Genomic DNA, 17,780 nt, shown 5'->3' with positions numbered 1-17,780 from the left:
CGACCAAAATCACCGATGCGATGCTGGTCTCCAGCACAGCAGTAGAGCCTGCCTCAGGTGAGGTCGCATGGGTTCCTGGTAATGATTATGCGCTCAAAGATCAGGTTTATCGCCCGACGACCCATGTTATTTATGAAAACCTGATACCTGGCATCGACAGTGGTTTGCCTGAAAATAATCCCACGCGATGGGAAGAGGTGCGGCCCACAAACAGATGGGCAGTTTTTGACGATAAAGTCAGTACGCAAACAGTATTGAGTAGCCCCTTTACGATGGTGTTGAAGCCGGGATTCTTCAATGCCATCGCTTTTTTTGGGCTTGATGGGGCACACATCACTGTCACTGTAAAAGACAACCCTGGTGGCAATCAGATATTTCAGTATGACGGCGCGTTAGAAAATTCCATGCCGCCAGATTATTACGAGCATTGGTTTTCACCTTATAAGCCGCAAACAGATCTGATTTTGTCTGGCATCGAACCCTACCTGAATGCCGAGCTGACCATCACGATCACCAGCGCCGGTTCTGTCGCGTGCGGGATTATCGCTATTGGTGATTTGAAACCCCTTGGCAAAACATTGCGTGGCGCAAAAGCAGCGCCAAAAACATTCAGTTACATCGACATTGATAAATTCGGCAATAACAAAATTGTGCGCCGTAAATCAGCCAAAGATTTAGCGCTGACTGCTCTTGTGGCGATTGAAGAAGCAAACTCAGTTCTCACTACATTAACAGACCTGATGGACGTTCCGTGTTGCTTGATCGGTGCCGAGGGTTCTGAATATTCCGGTGTGCGTGGCTATGGCTTGGTTAAGGGGGATCTTGTCTACGATGAAGCCCGCACATGTACGCTTTCTATTAACTTACAAGGGTTGATCTGATGTCAGTAACTCCACCGCCAACCATAGATACACCACCGCCATCGCCCATCAGAGGGGATCGTGCAACATTCTCGAATCGCGTCGATGCCTTCGTGAATTGGTTGATTTTATTTGTCACTCAAATCGCTGCGGTTGCCGCCAATGTGTATAACAACGCGACGTCAGCATGGGATGCAGTGACGGCGGCATTTAACTCCGCAGTCGCATCGGCCAGCTCAGCATCAGAAGCCGCCGCCAGCGCAGCTGCCGCGGCACTATCAACCAACGTCACAAAGTGGGCGGCTGGTGTTACGTACTTAACTGCGGATATCGGCAAAGTAGTCTGGTCACCAACCGACTTTCAGAACTACCGCTTAAAGATTGCCGGAACGTCAACCGTTGACCCAGCGCTTGAAGATGGGATCGGCTCGCCACGTATGTGGCGAAAAATCAATTACGAACTGCCGATGCGTATCATCGCAGCAAACGCGACAGCGCTCCCATACGATCATATTGCGGCGAATTCGACAGATGGTAGTTTCACGATCACAGCACCTGCCAATCCGGTTGCGGGTGAAACCTGGTTCGAGGTGTTCGATTACGCAGGCACATTCGCGATCAAAAATGTCACTGTTGATTTTAACGGGGCAAAGTTTGAAGGTATTGCTGGTGATACCTACGTTTTTGATATTAATAATTTCAGCAACGTATTCAGATATGTTGATACTGTGAAAGGTTGGGTAGCCCGATGATAGTAAGAGCAAGTCAAAAATTTAGCGGTGGGGCGTATCAAATAGGTGACGCCGCATATATTCCTGATTCAGGAACAGTTATTACTAAGCCGGATCAGACAAAATTTCTGCGATCAGGAACTGTGGCACTATCAACTTTATACCCACAGGCCGCAAAAATAGAGTCATTGATGGTGCATGGTACTGGTATCAGTACGCTACCTGCCACAACGAGTATTACTGCCTATGCTTATGATGGGAACAATACGGTGGTTCTTTGCTATGGCGATGCTACAAACGTTATGGTATCGACGAACAAGGGGGTGAGTTTTTCATTAATCCCGCATAATTTAGGCATCGCAGCGACATCAGTCATCCGTACGGGCACCCGATTCATTGTTGCAGGTTGCGATGGAACTAACGTTAAATGTTCCTATTCAACTACAGGGGCAACTTTTACTGCAGGTGGCACCAGACCGTTTACTGGGTCAGCAGGCACCCGAATGTCGTGGGATGGGGCTATTGCTGTTATTGCAGTGTCGCAGAGTGGGGTAGCTACTAGTACCATTTTTACTACTACTGACGGCGCAACACTTACTGCAAGGTCTATTCCAGCTCAGATTTATTCAACATCATCATCTACAGTAAGAATCATTTGTAACCCATCAGCAGGCGCTAATAGATGGCTGTTAGTTGGTGTTGGTAATACTGTAGCTGCAAGATCAACCGCCGCCGATGCAAGCGCGTGGGAATTAGTGGTTCTACCTGTCACCACTATTGTAAGTACATCAGCAGGTCTCGGCTTATTTGTCTGTGCTACGGCTACTAATTTTTATGCATCACCAACTGGTGCTACTGGTAGTTGGACAGCTACTGCAAATCAACAAGTGACCAATAGTTCGAGTGTATCCGGGGCATTTGGCGTAGTAGGTGATATGAGTATTCAGTTTGACGGAACTCGATTTTTGATAGGAACTGCTTCGAGTTCTTCGAGTACTTTTTCCCAACAATTTGCGTATACAACAGACTTTAAAAACTTTACAACAAGGCAAACGATTCCTCAGTCAATAGGTACTACATACAATCCCTCATATTTAACAGCGGTGCCTATTAGTACTAACTTACTACTGCTGCCTGCCTCAGCTAACTCACCATCAGATTCATACATCTATGCTGCAAACTGGTTTACTTCAAGCGAGTACGTTGGCTCGTCAGTACCTTTCTGGATGGCTCAGGTGGCGGGCGGAGCGGGTATACCGCAACGGACAATTTATGGTTATGTGAGGGTTGATTAATATGAAACAATTAGATGAATACTTAACGTTTCCACCATCGCCCGCTCAATCGGTCTCGCCATCAGTCAATCGCTATCAAGCGCGGCAGGCACTCGTTTTAGCTGGATTATTTGATCGGGTGCAGCCACTTATTGATGGAATTCAAGACCCGACAGAGCGCATGCTCACGCAGGTCGCATGGAACGATGCGCCCAATTTTAAGCGTGACGATCCATTTCTTGTAAAAATCGCCGTGGCGTTGAATTTAACGGATGCTGATCTTGATGCGTTATTTACGACTGCAGCAAGTTTGTAAATAAACCTACCAAAATCCATCCCGCTACGGCCAGCCGCCGAAGCGGGATTTTTTACGCCCAAAGAAGGGGGAGCGATGCCAGAAATAGATCCAGGCGACCAAAAAGAATTGATTAAAGAAGCAATTTCAGAGTGGCTTGATAAACAGTTTGCGATGCTTGGCAAGTGGACTCTCGCCGGATTGTGTTCGGCTGGCTTAGCTGCTATCGGATACCTCATTTTAACGACTAACGGCTGGCATAAATAAGCCTGTCTTTCTGCAAAAAAAGGAAACATCATGATTCAAAGGCTCTTTCTCCGGACTATCATTTTTTTCGCGCTCACAGTATTGGCATTCACTCTGATGCGCCCGATCACAGTACACACGGGCTACCCAGAAGTGATTAAGTGTATGACCGCTGCAGCTGTGCTGGCGTGGGCAGAAATCAGCATCATGTGGCTGCGTATCGCGATGGCGCCCAAGATCGATGAGCAGGAAGTCGCGAGTAATATCGGAATGGCGAGGCATCCCATCGCTGGTGCACTGGTCTATGCGACGCATGCATTTAAATGGGCTATTCGGCTAGGGACGTTTATTTTTCTCTATGCGGGGGCGCTATGAAGCTGATTAAATTCTTCGTGTTATGCATCCTGCTGTTCCGCTCAGTCGGTTTTGCAGCAGAATTGCCCGGTGATGCATACAAGCTGCTGCCGCAACTCTCTGCTGAAATCGATCAGACATGGCCTGATTTGCAGCCCCGCGCATTCATTCCCGCACTGATCGAGCAGGAAAGCGGCTGGCGTGTACGCGCCACGTTGCAAACATCGCGTGAAACCGGTTGCGGACTCGGCCAATTCACGATCGCCCGCAATGCTGATGGCTCAACCCGATTCGATGCGCTGGCAGAGGCTCGGCGATTAGATGCTACATTGGCTGGCTGGTCATGGCGCGATTGCTACGCTGTACAATACCAGTTCCGCGCTATCACTCTGACGCTTAAACTCAGCGATCACCGCTGCAGCCAACTGATCGATGCCGCGCCGGACATTAAAGCCTGCGATGCCGCAATCCATAACGGCGGGGCAGGCAGCATCAGTAAGCGCATCAAGCTCTGCAGCATCACCGAAGGCTGCGACCCGCGGCGCTGGTTCGGGCATTTAGAGCGACAGTGCCCGCAATCGAAAGTGAAAGTACAGGGCTACGCCGAAGATTTTTGCACGATCAACAGTAAATACCCCGCCCGCGTGTTTGCACGCATGCCGAAATATGAGGGTCGACTATGAATTTGCTCACACTGATCCCATTGCCAGCCCGCATCGCCATCGTTGTAGCCGCTGGAATCGCACTGTACATGCTCGGCATGCTGCATGGGGAGCGTAGTGCTGGGCAAGCCCATATCGATTACATATCGAAGCAAGCGGCGCAGTCGGTCAAAGTGGCACAGGCGCACGCGAAAATCGTGATCGAGACGCAAATCAAATACGTTGACCGCATTAAAACAATCTACAAACAAGGTGAAACAATTGAAAAACAAGTGCCGATTTACATCACTGCTGATGATAATGCTGGTTGCACTATCAACACTGGCTTCGTGCGCATCCACGACGCCGCCTGGACAGGTGAACCTCCCGGATCTGCCACCAGCGCTGACCGAGAACCCGCCGGAATTCCGCTTGCTGAAGTCGCAGAAACAAACGCCTTCAACGCCACCGCCTGCCTCGCCTGGCGAGAGCAAGCATTAGGATTGCGGGAGTTTTATCAAAAACTGAAAAAGGTGAGGGACGTAGAATGAAAAACGTACTGGAGCCCACAGATGGTGGTGGCATGCTATTTAACTGCCCCGGGGGCGAAATGCTCGGGAAGCAGAATAGCAATGTGATTGAGTTCAAATCTCAAAAATGAAATCGAACTTAGGAATAGCTTAAGTTTGTTAGTTATGTAGGTAAAAAGGTAGGTAAGCAAGTTAAGAGCCTTTAAATTCAATACTTCTGTATTCCACAGCTTCCGCCAAAATTAAAGAAAAAGCCCTTAATTTTCAAGGGCTTTTTCTTTTTCTGATCTAATCAGTATGCCATCTGGTATGCCATTTTTTTCGGAATGAGTTGAATTGGCGTGGATGGTCGTCTCCGGAAAAACGCTCTTGAGGTGATTCTCTGTTTTATCGACGATTTTCACTAGACGATGAATTCCTTTTAGGTTCTCGGCTTCTTTTGTTTTTTGACGCTCTTTTTTCGCATGCAACATTGCTCAAGAAGACGCGAGGCGATCATTGGATCGAAGCCGCTAGGACTGAGTATCTCGTTGGGTCAGTAGGCAACAACATACTGTTAGAAAGCGATCACAAGTCTAAATACTGGCTCGTGCAGTAAAGGCTTCAGTTCCTCTTGCAATATCACGATACCCAGCAACATGTAGCTAAATCCGTTTGTCAGTAGTTCCCAGATGCTCAACCTGATCTCACTTACGAACGACTGGAAACTGCTTAAAATTGCGTTTCATCAATAGTTGTCTTTATCTCTGCTTCTGAGCAGAAGCAGACTTTAGCCCTTAAATTTAATCGCTTCGACAAATGCTGAAAATGCGGGGGATGTTTGGCGCCTGTTGGGGTAATACAAGTGGTAACCCTGAAAATAGGGGCACCAGCTAGTCAAAATCTGTTTGAGCCTACCGTCCGCCAGATAGGGTGCTACCAGTTCTTCAGGCACGTATGCCAAACCAATGCCATCTACTGCTGCATTGAGGACATGCATGATGCTATTAAAAACCAGTTGCCCGTCGACCTTGACGGTAAATGCCTTGCTGTTCTTCTCGAACTCCCACGCATAAATAGCACCGGATGGCCTATGCCGGATATTGACGCAAGCATGCCTGGTCAAATCATAAGGTGTCTTTGGTGGCGGATGTCGTTCAAAATATTCCGGAGACCCCACGACGATCAAGCGCCAATCAGGCCCGATGCGAACCGCGATCATATCCTTACTGATCGCTTCGCCCAAACGAATACCTGCATCAAACCGTTCTTCAACAACGTTGGTGAACCCATAATCTACATACAGCTCCAGTGTGATGTCGGGATAGGCTTTCAGGAATCCCGTCAGCATTGGCCGTACGCACATTTCGATTTGATCGTCAGTGCAGGTAATTCGAATTGTGCCTCTGGGCTTTTCTCGTAATTCACCCAGTGCCTCAATCTCTGCAGTGATTTGTTCAAACAGCGGAGCGATTGAACGCATCAGTCTTTCTCCTGCTTCCGTAGGTGCCACGTTGCGGGTGGTGCGTGCGAGCAGTCGTACGCCCAGTCTTTCTTCAAGTGCTCTGATCGTATGACTCAAGGCGGATGGCGTTACGCCAATCTTGCTCGCGGCCTTGGTAAAACTCTGGTCTCGTGCAACCGCCAGGAATGCTTGCAAGTCGTCAATTTTGGTCTGGCTCATTGCTGAAATTTCCTCATAAGTACATAAAGATTATACCCACTAATCAAATTCTCATGAAGGCGTCAAGATAGAGGCCTGATTTCTAAGGATCGATGTACATGAGCACTCAAGCTGCAAACATTCACGCAGGCGACCAGCCCACTCACTATCAGGCCGGTGATGCGCCCGCCTGTTGGAGCGGTGTGTTTGCGATGACGCTCTGTGCATTTGCATTGGTCGCCTCTGAATTTATGCCTATCAGTCTGTTGACTCCAGTTGCTAAAGACCTACGGATCAGCGAAGGCTTGGCAGGGCAGGCGATCTCCGTTTCTGGTGTTTTTGCGGTAATGACGAGCCTTTTCATTGCGTCGCTTGCGGGCAATGCAAGTCGCAAGATCCTTTTGCTCGGGATGACGGGACTCATGTTTCTTTCAGCGCCAATTATTGCGCTGGCACCTAATTATGCGACGTACATGGCTGGCCGAGTGTCTTTAGGAGCCGCTATTGGTGGATTTTGGTCGATGTCCGCCGCTTCGGCCATACGACTGGTGCCGATTGCTAAGGTGCCACGTGCACTGGCCATCTTCAATGGTGGCAATGCGCTGGCAACGGTTGTCGCGGCGCCTTTGGGTAGCTATCTCGGCTCCGTCATTGGCTGGCGCGGTGCATTCCTTTGCCTGGCTCCGGTAGCTCTGTTGGCGTTTGCATGGCAGTGGATGAGCCTGCCCTCGATGAAGGTCGAAACACGTACAGCAAGTGTCGTTCATGTCTTCAAGCTGTTTAAAAATCCCGTCGTTGCCTTGGGTATGGCTGCTGTCAGTATTTTTTTCATGGGGCAGTTCGCGCTCTTCACTTATCTGCGCCCTTTTCTTGAAACCGTGTTACGGGTCGACGTGCGCGCATTGTCGTTCATCCTGTTTACCATGGGCTTAGGCGGCTTTATTGGCACTGTTTTGATTGAGGCATTTTTGAAAAGAAGTTTTTATGGAACCCTCGTCGCCATTCCGCTATTGATGGCTGTGATTGCCGTTTCCCTGGTTGCATTCGGCAGTTCGGTTTTCATCGTCGTTGCGCTCTTGAGTATTTGGGGCCTGGTTGCCACTGCTGCGCCTGTCGGTTGGTGGAGCTGGTTGGCAAGAACCTTACCGGAGAAAGCTGAAGCTGGTGGTGGCTTGATGGTTGCCGTCGTACAGTTGGCCATCGGATTGGGTTCCAGCGTTGGTGGCTTGTTATTCGATATGGGCGGCTATCGAAGTACGTTTATTTTTAGTGCTGGTTTACTGTTGATTGCAGCGTGTTTGGCCTTTCTGGCATCCCGTGCCGAGCGCGCTGACAAGTTCTGATTTTTTTATTTCAAAAGGAGAAATACGATGAATGTAAAAGCTTTTGGTTCTTATGCAGGTGACCAGCCTTTGCAAACCATGGACATCACCCGTCGCGAAACCGGGGCGCACGATATTCAGATCGATATCGCGTTTTGCGGCATTTGCCATTCCGATCTGCACCAGGTACGCGCCGAATGGGCGGGGACCCAGTTTCCTTGTGTACCCGGTCATGAAATCGTTGGGCGGGTGTCAGCGGTCGGCGCGCATGTATCAGACTTCAAACCTGGCGATCTGGTCGGCGTCGGCTGTATCGTTGATAGCTGTCAGCACTGCGATGATTGTGATGCAGGCCTGGAGAATTACTGTGACGGGATGGTCGGTACGTACAATTCACCAACCACGGATCAGCCCGGTTGGACGATGGGTGGCTACTCGCAAAAAATCGTGGTGCATGAGCGCTACGTGCTGCGAATTCGCCATCCTGAAGAGCAACTTGCCGCCGTCGCGCCGCTTTTATGCGCCGGTATCACCACTTACTCACCGTTGCGCCACTGGAATGCAGGTCCAGGCAAAAAGATTGGTGTCGTTGGCATCGGTGGCCTGGGGCACATGGGAATCAAGCTCGCCCGTGCGATGGGTGCCCACGTCGTGGCGTTTACCACTTCCGAATCCAAACGAGAGGCGGCCAAGCAATTAGGCGCACATGAGGTAGTTCTGTCGCGGAACGCTGCCGAAATGGAGGCGCATGGCAAGAGCTTTGACTTCATTTTGAATACGGTGGCGGCGCCACATGATCTGGACGCATTTCTCGTTCTGCTCAAGCGAGATGGCACGATGGCCTTAGTGGGCGCACCGGCGACTCCACACCCTTCGGCTAATGTATTCAACCTGATTATGAAACGCAGGTCGCTCGCCGGTTCGATGATTGGTGGTATCCATGAGACCCAGGAGATGCTTGATTTCTGTGCAGAGCACGGCATCGTCGCCGATATCGAAATGGTTCGTGCAAACCAGATCAACGAATCCTACGAGCGAATGCTCAAGGGCGACGTTAAATATCGCTTTGTTCTCGATAACGCCAGTCTTACGGTTTGACCAATGGTCAGAAAAGATTGCCAAAGGGTTTTAATAATTATGCGAAGGAAATTCCAATGAAAAAAGTTATTGCCGTGTTGGCGTTGTTTCTTAGTTCTTTCTCAGTCATAGGTGCAGATATGTCTCATGGTGCAGACAATTTTTTTAAGAGCGATAAAGTAACCATGCAAAAGGTTAGCTTCAGCAATCAATACAAAATGAAAGTGGTGGGTAATCTTTTTATTCCAAAGAACCTGAGCGGTGACGTGAAATATGGTGCGATAGTCGTTGGGCATCCTATGGGGGCGGTAAAAGAGCAAAGTTCGAATCTGTATGCGGCAAAGCTGGCTGAACAGGGATTCGTTACCTTGTCTCTGGATTTGTCATTCTGGGGCGCAAGCGAGGGGCAGCCACGCAATGCTGTGCTACCCGATGTCTACGCTGAGGACTTCAGCGCTGCAGTGGATTTTCTTGGTACCCGATCGTTCGTTGACAGAAATCGGATTGGTGTCCTTGGTATATGCGGCAGCGGCAGCTTTGTGATCAGTGCTGCGAAGATCGATCCGCGCATGAAAGCTGTTGCGACTGTCAGCATGTATGACATGGGTGCGGCAAACCGGAACGCATTGAATCACTCGCAGACTTTGAACCAGCGCAAGCAGATCATTGCGGACGCTGCAGAGCAGCGTTACGTGGAATTTACTGGCGGTGAAATGAGTTACACCGGTGGTACGGTGCATGAACTGAAAGCAGATACGCATCCGATTCAGCGTGAGTTTTTTGACTTCTACCGTACTCCCAGAGGCGAGTTCACTCCGGAGGGATCATCGCCTGATCTGACGACGCATCCGACTCTGACCAGTAATGTCAAGTTCATGAATTTTTACCCGTTCAACGACATCGAAACAATTTCGCCCCGTCCTATGCTTTTCATCGCTGGAGATGTCGCCCATTCCAGAGAGTTTAGTGAAGAAGCTTACAAGCTGGCAGCACAGCCTAAGGAGCTGATCATTGTTCCTGGCGCGGGTCACGTCGATCTTTATGATCGCGTCAATCTGATTCCCTTCGATAAGCTGACTTCGTTCTTTCGAAGCAGTTTGAAGTAGGTGAAATTGGTAAGGAGAAAAAATGAAATCGATAAATACCTCAGTGCTGTCATTTTTTTTGCTCGCGATCAATGTCGTTCATGCTCAGAGTTTTACCACTGCTAACGCTGCTTATGCAGATGGTGGAACCAAGCAATCGCAGGCAATCACGCGCGCTGATTCAGAAGCTTCCAGCAAAGGCCCGGAGCAATACTTTACCGGCAACGTTCGTGTGTCTCTGCTATTTTCGGCAAACCCGATTACGCCAGTGAGCGGAGCTTTTGTCAGTTTCGATGCGGGTGCTCGATCCGCATGGCATACCCATCCTGCAGGCCAGCATTTAATCGTGACTGCAGGCACAGGTTGGATTCAGGAATGGGGTGGGCCGGTTACCGAACTGCACGAAGGTGACGTCGTCTGGTGCCCGCCGGGCGTGAAGCACTGGCATGGCGCATCACCCTCGTCAGCCTTAACCCATCTCGCTTTGACGGGGGTGGTCGATGGCAAAAATGTGGCGTGGCTGGAAAAAGTCAGCGATGAGCAATACCGTAAATGAATAGAAAATATCGATGGATAAAATCGGGTTGGCTTGCCGTGGGGTTGATCTTTAGCTTTACCGTCTGCGCCGATACTAACCGTCCTTACGACACTTACTGTAATCTGGCGAGACCGATAACGTCGCTCGCCAATCAAACTATAAAAATGTTGAAAATTCGAATCACGGTCAACGGGGAAATGGTGATTGCAACCCTGGCAGATAATCCGACCGCCAAGGATTTTTATTCCTTGCTGCCATTAACTCTGAGCTTGAACGACTATGCGGCGACCGAGAAAATTGCTTACCTTACGCGGAAGCTATCCAAAGCAGGTGCCCCTGCGGGAAGCGAACCGGCAATTGGCGATATTGCTTATTACGCTCCCTGGGGAAATCTGGCGATTTTTTACAAAAACTTCGCTTACTCGGAAGGTCTTATCAAGCTTGGGAAAATCGATTCTGGCCTTGAATCCTTTAAAAAGGATGGGTTGCTAAAGGTCACCATCGAACCGATAAGTAACACGCAGTGAACGTGGTTTATCGTCAGAATCGACTTTGTAAGTGATACTTTGTTTTATCTCGACCAGGGTTAGCGCGTATTTGTTTGCCCTTGCTGGAATTATTGACGTGCGATAGTTTCGGGATAATCGCTTTGCCAACCACCGCCCAGCGCCCTGAATGTTGCGACCGCTGTGCGTGCCGATTCGGTTTGCGCTTGTATTTGCATGTCTGAGGCACGTAACAAATTGTCGTCCGCTTGCAAGACTTCAATCAGGCTGACGACCCCTTTTTGATAGGCTGCAAACGAGGCTCCTCTTGCCCGGCTCAGAGCATCCACACCCTGAGCAAGTATGCTGGCCTGATCTTCACGTTTTACCAGCGCCGAGAAAGTGTTTTCCACATCTTCGGTCGCTCGTAACACAGCGAGTTGGTATGCTGCGAGCGCTTCGGCTTCCTGACCTTTGGCAAGAGCAATTTCCGCGTTGATGCGGCCAAAATCGAACAAACGCCAGCGAAGACCCAGCGCTCCAGTTGTCTGACTAGCACCGCTGGTGAATAGCTTGCCAGCAGAAACCGAGGTCGTACTTCCGAGGAGTCCACTAAGAGAAAGTTTGGGGTAATACTCAGCGATAGCCATGCCAATACGGGCATTCGACGCAGCCAGGCGGCGTTCTGCAACGATCAGGTCGGGGCGACGACGGAGTAATTCACCCGGCGATCCGCTTGACGCAATCTGTGGAGGGGCGGGAATTGCAACAGCATTCGCCAGTTCTGCCCGGTAGGTACCAGGTGGCTTACCTAACATGACATCCAGCGCATTCATGGCTGTATCCAGACCTGCTTCGAGAATCGGCATCGATGCCCGCGCCTGGGCTAGTGCACCTTCGGCCTGTTGCACCTGAAGTTCAGCGGCCAGTCCCTTGCTGTACAGCAGATTGACCGTGGCAAGCAGGTCTTTTTGGGTCTGCACTTGCTTGCGGACGATATCAAGGCGGGCTTGCAGGCCGCGAATGCTGATATAGATGTCGGCGGTTTGCGCGGCCACTGTCAGCCGTGTCGCTGCAACGCCAGCCTCAGAAGCCTGATATTCAGCGAGTGCCGCTTCCCGACCGCGCCGTAATCCACCGAATATATCCAGTTCCCAGCTTGCGCCAAGATTGGCATCATAGGCGTTGCCGTGGCGATCGAAATTAGGCTTTGAATTCAAGACTTGTCCTAGCGGTGTTTCAACCGACTGATAGGCGCGTGCACCCTGAGCATTGATGACACCGGAAGGCAGCAGCGCCGCATTGGCTGCGCTGAGTCCGGCTTGCGTCTGGGCGACACGGGCGGATGCTTGCGCAAGATCCAGATTTTGCTCCATCGCCGTTTTTACGAAACGGGTCAGTTGTGGATCACCAAAACTCTCCCACCAGACGCTGAAGTCAGCAGTGGCTTTGGCATGCCGTTGCTCAATTGCAGTTTGACCCAAATAGCGGTCTGGCATAACAGGAGATGGTTGAATGTAATCCGGCCCGACAGCGCAACCCGCTGTAAGACTGGTGGCGACGAATATTAAAAGAGAGCGTTTAATCGGCATGGACATCTCCCGCACAGTGAATGGGCTAAGTAAATAAAAAAGAATAATTGAGGTAATCCATAGTGACTATATCATAAAATAGTCACTTATTGTGCAAGCTGAATTTAAAGGGTAAGCTATCAGCATGAGTAAAATAACCACCACAACTACTATGTCCAGTACCGCTGGCATCGCAACGGCAATGAATGCGACCACTATCACTAGCACCCATTCAGGCACAACCCGCGGCCCCGTTGATCACGAAGTGCGGAATCAGATTGTCATCGCCGCCACCCAGCACTTTCGGCTGTACGGTTACGAAAAAACGACGGTCTCTGATCTTGCGAAGGCTATCGGTTTTTCTAAGGCATATATATATAAGTTCTTCGAGTCCAAGCAGGCCATTGGCGAACTGATTTGTGCAAATTGCCTGCATGAGATTGAGACAGACGTCCGATCAGCCGTTGATGGGGGCGGTTATCCATCAGAGAAATTCCGACGCATGTTTAAGACCATCGTCGAATCCAGTCTTCGTCTTTTTTTTGAAGATCGTAAGTTGTATGACATTGCAGCCTCTGCCGCCACTGAAAACTGGGAGTCGGTACGTACCTACGAAGCACGCATCAAAATGCTGCTACAAGACATCTTAATTCAGGGGCGTGAGACGGGAGAGTTTGAGCGCAAGACCCCGTTGGATGAGACTGCTGCGTCAATTTATCTCGTCTTTCGCCCTTATCTCAACCCTTTGATTTTGCAACACAGCCTTGACTCTACCGCTGATGCACCGGCACAACTCTCCAGCTTAATCTTGCGAAGTCTTTCGCCATAAATGCGATATTTCAAATGTGACTGTTGACATAATTGGTCACTAGTCTCAAAATGGGAATCCTGTTCAGTTATATGTGGGATTCCTATGTTCCGTCACCTCGTTTTTTCTGCTGTCATATCGACATTGTCGTTTGCGCTGGTCGCTTGCGGCGCAAAACAGCAATCTGATCCGCGTACCGAAGCACCGCTGGTGAGGGTTGCGACCGCCCAGAGCGCGGTCACTGCATCGCGTGCATTTACTGGCACCGTAGCCGCCCGAGTCCAAAGCGATCTTGGCTTCCGGGTTTCTGGCAAGGTAATGGATCGACTGGTGGATGCAGGGCAAAAAGTCAAACGCGGGCAGGTACTGATGCGCATTGATCCGGTAGATTTGAAGCTGGCAGCCCATGCTCAGCAAGAAGCAGTGGCAGTTGCCCAGGCACGTGCACTGCAAACGGCGGGGGACGAATCCCGCTACCGCGACCTTCGGGGAACCGGTGCAATATCGTCGTCAGCCTACGACCAGATCAAGGCAGCGGCAGATGCCGCCAAAGCACAACTCAATGCAAGCGAAGCTCAGGCGGAAGTTGCACGTAACGCTACTCATTATGCAGAATTGGTGGCGGATGCCGATGGCGTCATCATGGAAACGCTGGTTGAGCCAGGTCAGGTCGTCAATGCTGGTCAGGTGGTTGTACGCATTGCCCGCGTCGGACGTCGCGAAGCCGTTGTTCAGTTACCGGAAACCTTGCGTCCTGCTGTCGGTTCGGTTGCTCAGGCCACATTATTTGGTAAAGAGGGTAGTGCGGTTTCCGCAAAACTCAGGCAACTTTCAGAAGTGGCAGATCGGCTGACACGTACTTATGAAGCGCGCTATGTGCTCGATGGTGATCTTTCGGACGCCCCGTTGGGCGCGACCGTTACCATTCAGATCCAAAGCGGGCTTGCTATCACACAGGATGGCGTGCGCGTACCGATTGCTTCCATCTTTGACGCTGGAAATGGGCCAGGGGTCTGGGTTGTCGAAGGGGCGCCAGCAAAAGTTTCCCGGCGCGCAGTGAAGCTGCAGCGTCTGGATGACGATGGTGGGTTTGTTACCGGTCAACTCAAGCGGGGTGACCGGATTGTCGCACTTGGCACACACTTATTGCGCGAAGGTGAGTTGGTGCGGGTAGCCAGCCAAGCTACTGCAACAACGTCAGGAGTGACGCCATGAGTGAAGGCCGTTTTAACCTGTCGGCGCTTGCAGTACGAGAGCGCGCCATTACGCTGTTCCTGATCTTCCTGATTTCAGTCGCAGGCATTCTTGCATTCTTTAAGCTCGGACGTGCGGAAGATCCACCGTTTACGATCAAGCAGATGACGGTCGTTACCGTATGGCCAGGGGCAACGGCCAGAGAGATGCAAGATCAGGTCGCCGAACCACTGGAAAAGCGCCTGCAGGAGTTGCGCTGGTATGATCGCACTGAAACCTATACCCGCCCCGGTATGGCGTTCACGATGATTTCCCTGCTCGACAAGACGCCACCGTCGGAGGTGCAGGAACAGTTCTATCAGGCTCGGAAAAAAATTGGTGACGAGGCCAAAAAACTTCCCGCCGGCGTTATCGGGCCGATAGTCAATGACGAATATGCTGACGTCACGTTCGCGCTCCTTGCTCTTAAAGCGAAGGGCGAGCAGCAACGTTTGCTTGTGCGCGATGCAGAAAGCTTACGCCAGCAACTGTTGCATGTCGCGGGTGTGAAGAAGGTTAACATCATCGGCGAGCAAGCTGAGCGCATTTTTATCTCTTTCTCCCACGATCGTCTGGCTACGCTGGGCGTGACGCCGCAAGATATTTTCACCGCACTCAACAGTCAGAACGTGCTGACCCCTGCTGGTTCCATCGAAACTAAGGGGCCACAAGTTTTCCTTCGTGTCGATGGCGCGTTCGATAACCTGGAAAAAATCCGGCAAACCCCGATTGCCGCGCAGGGGCGGACGCTGAAGCTGTCAGATGTGGCGACTGTCGAACGTGGCTATGAAGACCCGACGACCTTCCAGGTTCGTAATAACGGCGAACCGGCATTGTTGCTGGGAGTTGTGATGCGCGACGATTGGAACGGGCTTGATCTCGGCAAGGCGCTTGAGGCGGAAATCAGCAAAATCAACACCAGCCTTCCGCTGGGAATGTCGTTGACGAAGGTGACCGATCAGTCCGTCAACATCAGCTCGGCAGTGGACGAGTTCATGGTGAAGTTTTTCGTTGCCTTGCTCGTTGTGCTGGTCGTCTGCTTTGTCAGCATGGGGTGGCGCGTAGGTATCGTGGTTGCAGCGGCCGTACCGCTGACACTGGCTGCTGTGTTCGTCATTATGGCGGCCACCGGCAAGAATTTCGACCGCATCACGCTTGGCTCGCTGATTCTGGCACTTGGCTTGTTGGTAGACGATGCCATCATCGCCATCGAAATGATGGTGGTGAAAATGGAAGAAGGGTATAACCGCGTTGCCGCATCAGCTTATGCCTGGAGCCATACAGCAGCCCCGATGCTTTCCGGCACGCTGGTCACCGCTATCGGTTTCATGCCCAATGGATTCGCACGTTCCACAGCCGGTGAATACACCAGCAATATGTTTTGGATCGTCGGTATCGCTCTCATCGCATCCTGGATTGTGGCGGTCGTATTTACACCTTATCTGGGTGTGAAGATGTTGCCAGACATTCAAAAAGTCGAAGGAGGGCACACAGCAATCTACAATACCCGCCACTACAATCGTTTCCGACAGGTGTTAGGGCGGGTAATTGCCCGCAAGTGGCTGGTCGCAGGCACTGTCGTCGCGGCGTTCGTACTGGCAGTCGTCGGTATGGGGCTGGTCAAGAAGCAGTTCTTTCCGACTTCGGACCGGCCGGAGGTCTTGGTAGAAGTACAGATGCCATATGGTACGTCGATTGAGCAAACCAGTGCCGCGACTGCAAAGGTCGAAGCCTGGCTCGCGAAACAGAAGGAGGCCAAAATCGTGACGTCGTACATCGGTCAAGGTGCGCCACGTTTCTTCCTGGCGATGTCTCCTGAGTTACCCGATCCGTCTTTTGCGAAGATCGTCGTGCTCACGGGTGACGATAAGGAACGCGAAGCTCTCAAGTTCAGGCTGCGCCAGGCGGTAGCGGATGGTCTGGCTTCTGGGGCGCGTGTGCGTGTTACTCAGATTGTGTTTGGTCCCCCTTCGCCATTTCCTGTGGCCTACCGCGTCATGGGGCCGGATCCGGACAAGTTGCGTGAGATCTCCGCACAAATCGAGGCCATCATGCATGCAAGTCCTATGATGCGCACCGTCAACACGGATTGGGGCACGCGCGTACCTGCCTTGCACTTAACGCTTGACCAAGACCGGCTACAAAACGTTGGACTGACTTCGACTTCAGTCGCATTGCAGTTGCAGTTCCTGTTAAACGGAGCGACGCTGACAGAGGTCCGCGAGGATATCCGTTCTGTGCAGGTGGTTGGCCGTGCGGCCGGCAATATCCGTCTCGACCCCGCGAAGATCGCTGGCTTTACATTGGTTGGTTTGTCCGGGCAACGCATTCCGCTGTCGCAGATTGGCAATGTTGACGTCCGCATGGAAGATCCTATTCTGCGCCGTCGCGACCGTACCCCGACTATTACTGTGCGTGGCGACATCGCCGAAGAGCTGCAACCGCCGGATGTGTCCAGCGCTATCTTGAAGCAGTTACAACCTGTTATTGACAAGCTGCCACCTGGGTACATGACTGAGCAAGCGGGCTCGATCGAAGAGTCCGGCAAGGCGTCTACGGCGATGCTGCCATTATTCCCCATCATGATAGCGCTTACGCTGCTCGTTATCATTCTTCAGGTCCGCTCGATCTCGGGGATGGTCATGGTGTTTCTGACGAGCCCACTCGGACTGATAGGCGTAGTGCCAACGTTGCTTTTGTTCCAGCAGCCATTCGGCATTAACGCGCTGGTTGGGCTGATTGCGCTCTCGGGCATCCTGATGCGTAACACACTGATCTTAATCGGACAGATCCGTGAAAACGAAGAGGCCGGGTTGGATCCATTCAGTGCTGTTGTTGAAGCTACCGTGCAACGTGCCCGTCCCGTGATTCTGACGGCAATGGCAGCGATTCTGGCCTTCATTCCGCTGACCCATTCCGTATTCTGGGGAACGCTGGCCTACACACTGATTGGCGGCACATTAGCGGGAACAATTCTGACTCTGGTGTTCTTGCCTGCGATGTATTCCATCTGGTTCAAGATCAGGCCATCACCGTCGCAAAGCTGATCTGCCATTCATCCCGATTTACCTTTACAAAAGGAACTGTT

Annotated in this window: 19 protein-coding genes; 16 read left to right on the top strand and 3 right to left on the bottom strand. The window is 51.3% G+C overall.

From position 1 onward, the window contains the following. Positions 1–20: 20 nt before the first annotated feature. The 8 genes from KDM87_RS06800 to KDM87_RS06765 all read left to right on the top strand — a co-directional run bounded on the left by KDM87_RS06800 (position 21) and on the right by KDM87_RS06765 (position 4,952). Complete coding sequence (locus KDM87_RS06800) at positions 21–881, top strand: hypothetical protein (protein ID WP_212678365.1); 861 nt, start codon at positions 21–23, stop codon at positions 879–881. After that, positions 881–1,612 (top strand): hypothetical protein, encoded by a 732-nt coding sequence (locus KDM87_RS06795; RefSeq protein ID WP_212678364.1) that lies wholly within the window; start codon positions 881–883, stop codon positions 1,610–1,612. The genes KDM87_RS06800 and KDM87_RS06795 overlap by 1 nt, the downstream gene beginning before the upstream one ends. Continuing rightward, a complete protein-coding gene (locus tag KDM87_RS06790) occupies positions 1,609–2,886 on the top strand; it encodes a hypothetical protein (RefSeq protein ID WP_212678363.1) in 1,278 nt (425 codons plus the stop codon). The genes KDM87_RS06795 and KDM87_RS06790 overlap by 4 nt, the downstream gene beginning before the upstream one ends. Position 2,887: 1 nt before the next feature. Next, positions 2,888–3,181 carry a hypothetical protein gene (locus KDM87_RS06785; protein WP_212678362.1) on the top strand — a complete coding sequence of 98 codons (294 nt, stop codon included), beginning with the start codon at positions 2,888–2,890 and terminating at the stop codon, positions 3,179–3,181. Positions 3,182–3,256: 75 nt separating this feature from the next. After that, positions 3,257–3,427 carry a hypothetical protein gene (locus KDM87_RS06780; RefSeq protein WP_212678361.1) on the top strand — a complete coding sequence of 57 codons (171 nt, stop codon included), beginning with the start codon at positions 3,257–3,259 and terminating at the stop codon, positions 3,425–3,427. Positions 3,428–3,571: 144 nt separating this feature from the next. Further along, positions 3,572–3,781 (top strand): hypothetical protein, encoded by a 210-nt coding sequence (locus tag KDM87_RS06775; protein ID WP_212678360.1) that lies wholly within the window; start codon positions 3,572–3,574, stop codon positions 3,779–3,781. After that, positions 3,778–4,443, top strand: a complete 666-nt coding sequence (locus KDM87_RS06770; RefSeq protein WP_212678359.1) for a hypothetical protein — start codon at positions 3,778–3,780, stop codon at positions 4,441–4,443. The genes KDM87_RS06775 and KDM87_RS06770 overlap by 4 nt, the downstream gene beginning before the upstream one ends. Next, the gene (locus tag KDM87_RS06765; RefSeq protein WP_212678358.1) at positions 4,440–4,952 is read left to right on the top strand and encodes a hypothetical protein; all 513 of its coding nucleotides are present in this window, start codon (positions 4,440–4,442) and stop codon (positions 4,950–4,952) included. Before KDM87_RS06770 ends, KDM87_RS06765 begins: the two co-directional genes overlap by 4 nt. A 236-nt stretch (positions 4,953–5,188) precedes the next feature. On the opposite strand, the gene KDM87_RS06760 is transcribed toward KDM87_RS06765, so the two are convergent. Together KDM87_RS06760 and KDM87_RS06755 are read right to left on the bottom strand one after the other, a co-directional pair. After that, the gene (locus KDM87_RS06760; protein ID WP_212678357.1) at positions 5,189–5,404 is read right to left on the bottom strand and encodes a hypothetical protein; all 216 of its coding nucleotides are present in this window, start codon (positions 5,402–5,404) and stop codon (positions 5,189–5,191) included. Positions 5,405–5,700: 296 nt separating this feature from the next. Further along, positions 5,701–6,594, bottom strand: a complete 894-nt coding sequence (locus KDM87_RS06755) for a LysR family transcriptional regulator (RefSeq protein ID WP_212678356.1) — start codon at positions 6,592–6,594, stop codon at positions 5,701–5,703. Between the two features lie 98 nt (positions 6,595–6,692). On the opposite strand from KDM87_RS06755, the gene KDM87_RS06750 reads away from it, so the two are divergent. The 5 genes from KDM87_RS06750 to KDM87_RS06730 are packed head-to-tail and all read left to right on the top strand — an operon-like array spanning position 6,693 to position 11,122. After that, entirely contained in the window at positions 6,693–7,916 is a 1,224-nt protein-coding gene (locus KDM87_RS06750; RefSeq protein WP_408058700.1) for an MFS transporter, read from the top strand. A gap of 27 nt (positions 7,917–7,943) precedes the next feature. Further along, on the top strand, positions 7,944–8,993 hold the full coding sequence (locus KDM87_RS06745; RefSeq protein ID WP_212678355.1) for an NAD(P)-dependent alcohol dehydrogenase: 1,050 nt from the start codon (positions 7,944–7,946) through the stop codon (positions 8,991–8,993). 56 nt (positions 8,994–9,049) lie between these two features. Next, the gene (locus KDM87_RS06740; protein ID WP_212678354.1) at positions 9,050–10,078 is read left to right on the top strand and encodes an alpha/beta hydrolase; all 1,029 of its coding nucleotides are present in this window, start codon (positions 9,050–9,052) and stop codon (positions 10,076–10,078) included. Positions 10,079–10,100: 22 nt separating this feature from the next. Further along, on the top strand, positions 10,101–10,613 hold the full coding sequence (locus KDM87_RS06735) for a (R)-mandelonitrile lyase (RefSeq protein WP_212678353.1): 513 nt from the start codon (positions 10,101–10,103) through the stop codon (positions 10,611–10,613). Further along, positions 10,610–11,122, top strand: coding sequence for a cyclophilin-like fold protein (locus tag KDM87_RS06730; RefSeq protein WP_230407619.1), 513 nt, complete (start codon positions 10,610–10,612; stop codon positions 11,120–11,122). The genes KDM87_RS06735 and KDM87_RS06730 overlap by 4 nt, the downstream gene beginning before the upstream one ends. Positions 11,123–11,211: 89 nt before the next feature. Here KDM87_RS06730 and KDM87_RS06725 read toward each other — a convergent pair whose 3' ends face one another. Beyond that, positions 11,212–12,672, bottom strand: a complete 1,461-nt coding sequence (locus tag KDM87_RS06725; RefSeq protein WP_212678352.1) for an efflux transporter outer membrane subunit — start codon at positions 12,670–12,672, stop codon at positions 11,212–11,214. Between the two features lie 181 nt (positions 12,673–12,853). Between KDM87_RS06725 and KDM87_RS06720 the strand changes: the two genes are divergently transcribed. From KDM87_RS06720 to KDM87_RS06710, 3 genes are all read left to right on the top strand, one after another. Next, entirely contained in the window at positions 12,854–13,480 is a 627-nt protein-coding gene (locus KDM87_RS06720) for a TetR/AcrR family transcriptional regulator (protein ID WP_212678691.1), read from the top strand. Positions 13,481–13,564: 84 nt separating this feature from the next. Continuing rightward, complete coding sequence (locus tag KDM87_RS06715) at positions 13,565–14,674, top strand: efflux RND transporter periplasmic adaptor subunit (RefSeq protein ID WP_212678351.1); 1,110 nt, start codon at positions 13,565–13,567, stop codon at positions 14,672–14,674. After that, the gene (locus tag KDM87_RS06710) at positions 14,671–17,739 is read left to right on the top strand and encodes an efflux RND transporter permease subunit (RefSeq protein WP_212678350.1); all 3,069 of its coding nucleotides are present in this window, start codon (positions 14,671–14,673) and stop codon (positions 17,737–17,739) included. Before KDM87_RS06715 ends, KDM87_RS06710 begins: the two co-directional genes overlap by 4 nt. Positions 17,740–17,780: the final 41 nt, after the last annotated feature.

This window comes from Cognatundibacterium rivi (assembly GCF_018139565.1).
GTDB lineage: Bacteria > Pseudomonadota > Gammaproteobacteria > Burkholderiales > Burkholderiaceae_D > Undibacterium > Undibacterium rivi.
The sequence above is the reverse complement of the archived record's forward strand: the minus strand, read 5'-3'. Positions and strand labels throughout refer to the sequence as shown.

Excerpts from the sequence above, each read along its gene's own strand:
- KDM87_RS06760 (WP_212678357.1), bottom strand. The coding sequence starts at position 5,404 with ATGTTGCATGCGAAAAAAGAGCGTCAAAAAACAAAAGAAGCCGAGAAC.
- KDM87_RS06780 (WP_212678361.1), top strand. The coding sequence starts at position 3,257 with ATGCCAGAAATAGATCCAGGCGACCAAAAAGAATTGATTAAAGAAGCA.
- KDM87_RS06750 (WP_408058700.1), top strand. The coding sequence starts at position 6,693 with ATGAGCACTCAAGCTGCAAACATTCACGCAGGCGACCAGCCCACTCAC.
- KDM87_RS06730 (WP_230407619.1), top strand. The coding sequence starts at position 10,610 with ATGAATAGAAAATATCGATGGATAAAATCGGGTTGGCTTGCCGTGGGG.
- KDM87_RS06775 (WP_212678360.1), top strand. The coding sequence starts at position 3,572 with ATGACCGCTGCAGCTGTGCTGGCGTGGGCAGAAATCAGCATCATGTGG.
- KDM87_RS06735 (WP_212678353.1), top strand. The coding sequence starts at position 10,101 with ATGAAATCGATAAATACCTCAGTGCTGTCATTTTTTTTGCTCGCGATC.
- KDM87_RS06800 (WP_212678365.1), top strand. The coding sequence starts at position 21 with ATGCTGGTCTCCAGCACAGCAGTAGAGCCTGCCTCAGGTGAGGTCGCA.
- KDM87_RS06770 (WP_212678359.1), top strand. The coding sequence starts at position 3,778 with ATGAAGCTGATTAAATTCTTCGTGTTATGCATCCTGCTGTTCCGCTCA.
- KDM87_RS06715 (WP_212678351.1), top strand. The coding sequence starts at position 13,565 with ATGTTCCGTCACCTCGTTTTTTCTGCTGTCATATCGACATTGTCGTTT.
- KDM87_RS06725 (WP_212678352.1), bottom strand. The coding sequence starts at position 12,672 with ATGCCGATTAAACGCTCTCTTTTAATATTCGTCGCCACCAGTCTTACA.
- KDM87_RS06745 (WP_212678355.1), top strand. The coding sequence starts at position 7,944 with ATGAATGTAAAAGCTTTTGGTTCTTATGCAGGTGACCAGCCTTTGCAA.
- KDM87_RS06795 (WP_212678364.1), top strand. The coding sequence starts at position 881 with ATGTCAGTAACTCCACCGCCAACCATAGATACACCACCGCCATCGCCC.
- KDM87_RS06785 (WP_212678362.1), top strand. The coding sequence starts at position 2,888 with ATGAAACAATTAGATGAATACTTAACGTTTCCACCATCGCCCGCTCAA.
- KDM87_RS06765 (WP_212678358.1), top strand. The coding sequence starts at position 4,440 with ATGAATTTGCTCACACTGATCCCATTGCCAGCCCGCATCGCCATCGTT.
- KDM87_RS06755 (WP_212678356.1), bottom strand. The coding sequence starts at position 6,594 with ATGAGCCAGACCAAAATTGACGACTTGCAAGCATTCCTGGCGGTTGCA.
- KDM87_RS06720 (WP_212678691.1), top strand. The coding sequence starts at position 12,854 with ATGAATGCGACCACTATCACTAGCACCCATTCAGGCACAACCCGCGGC.
- KDM87_RS06740 (WP_212678354.1), top strand. The coding sequence starts at position 9,050 with ATGAAAAAAGTTATTGCCGTGTTGGCGTTGTTTCTTAGTTCTTTCTCA.
- KDM87_RS06790 (WP_212678363.1), top strand. The coding sequence starts at position 1,609 with ATGATAGTAAGAGCAAGTCAAAAATTTAGCGGTGGGGCGTATCAAATA.
- KDM87_RS06710 (WP_212678350.1), top strand. The coding sequence starts at position 14,671 with ATGAGTGAAGGCCGTTTTAACCTGTCGGCGCTTGCAGTACGAGAGCGC.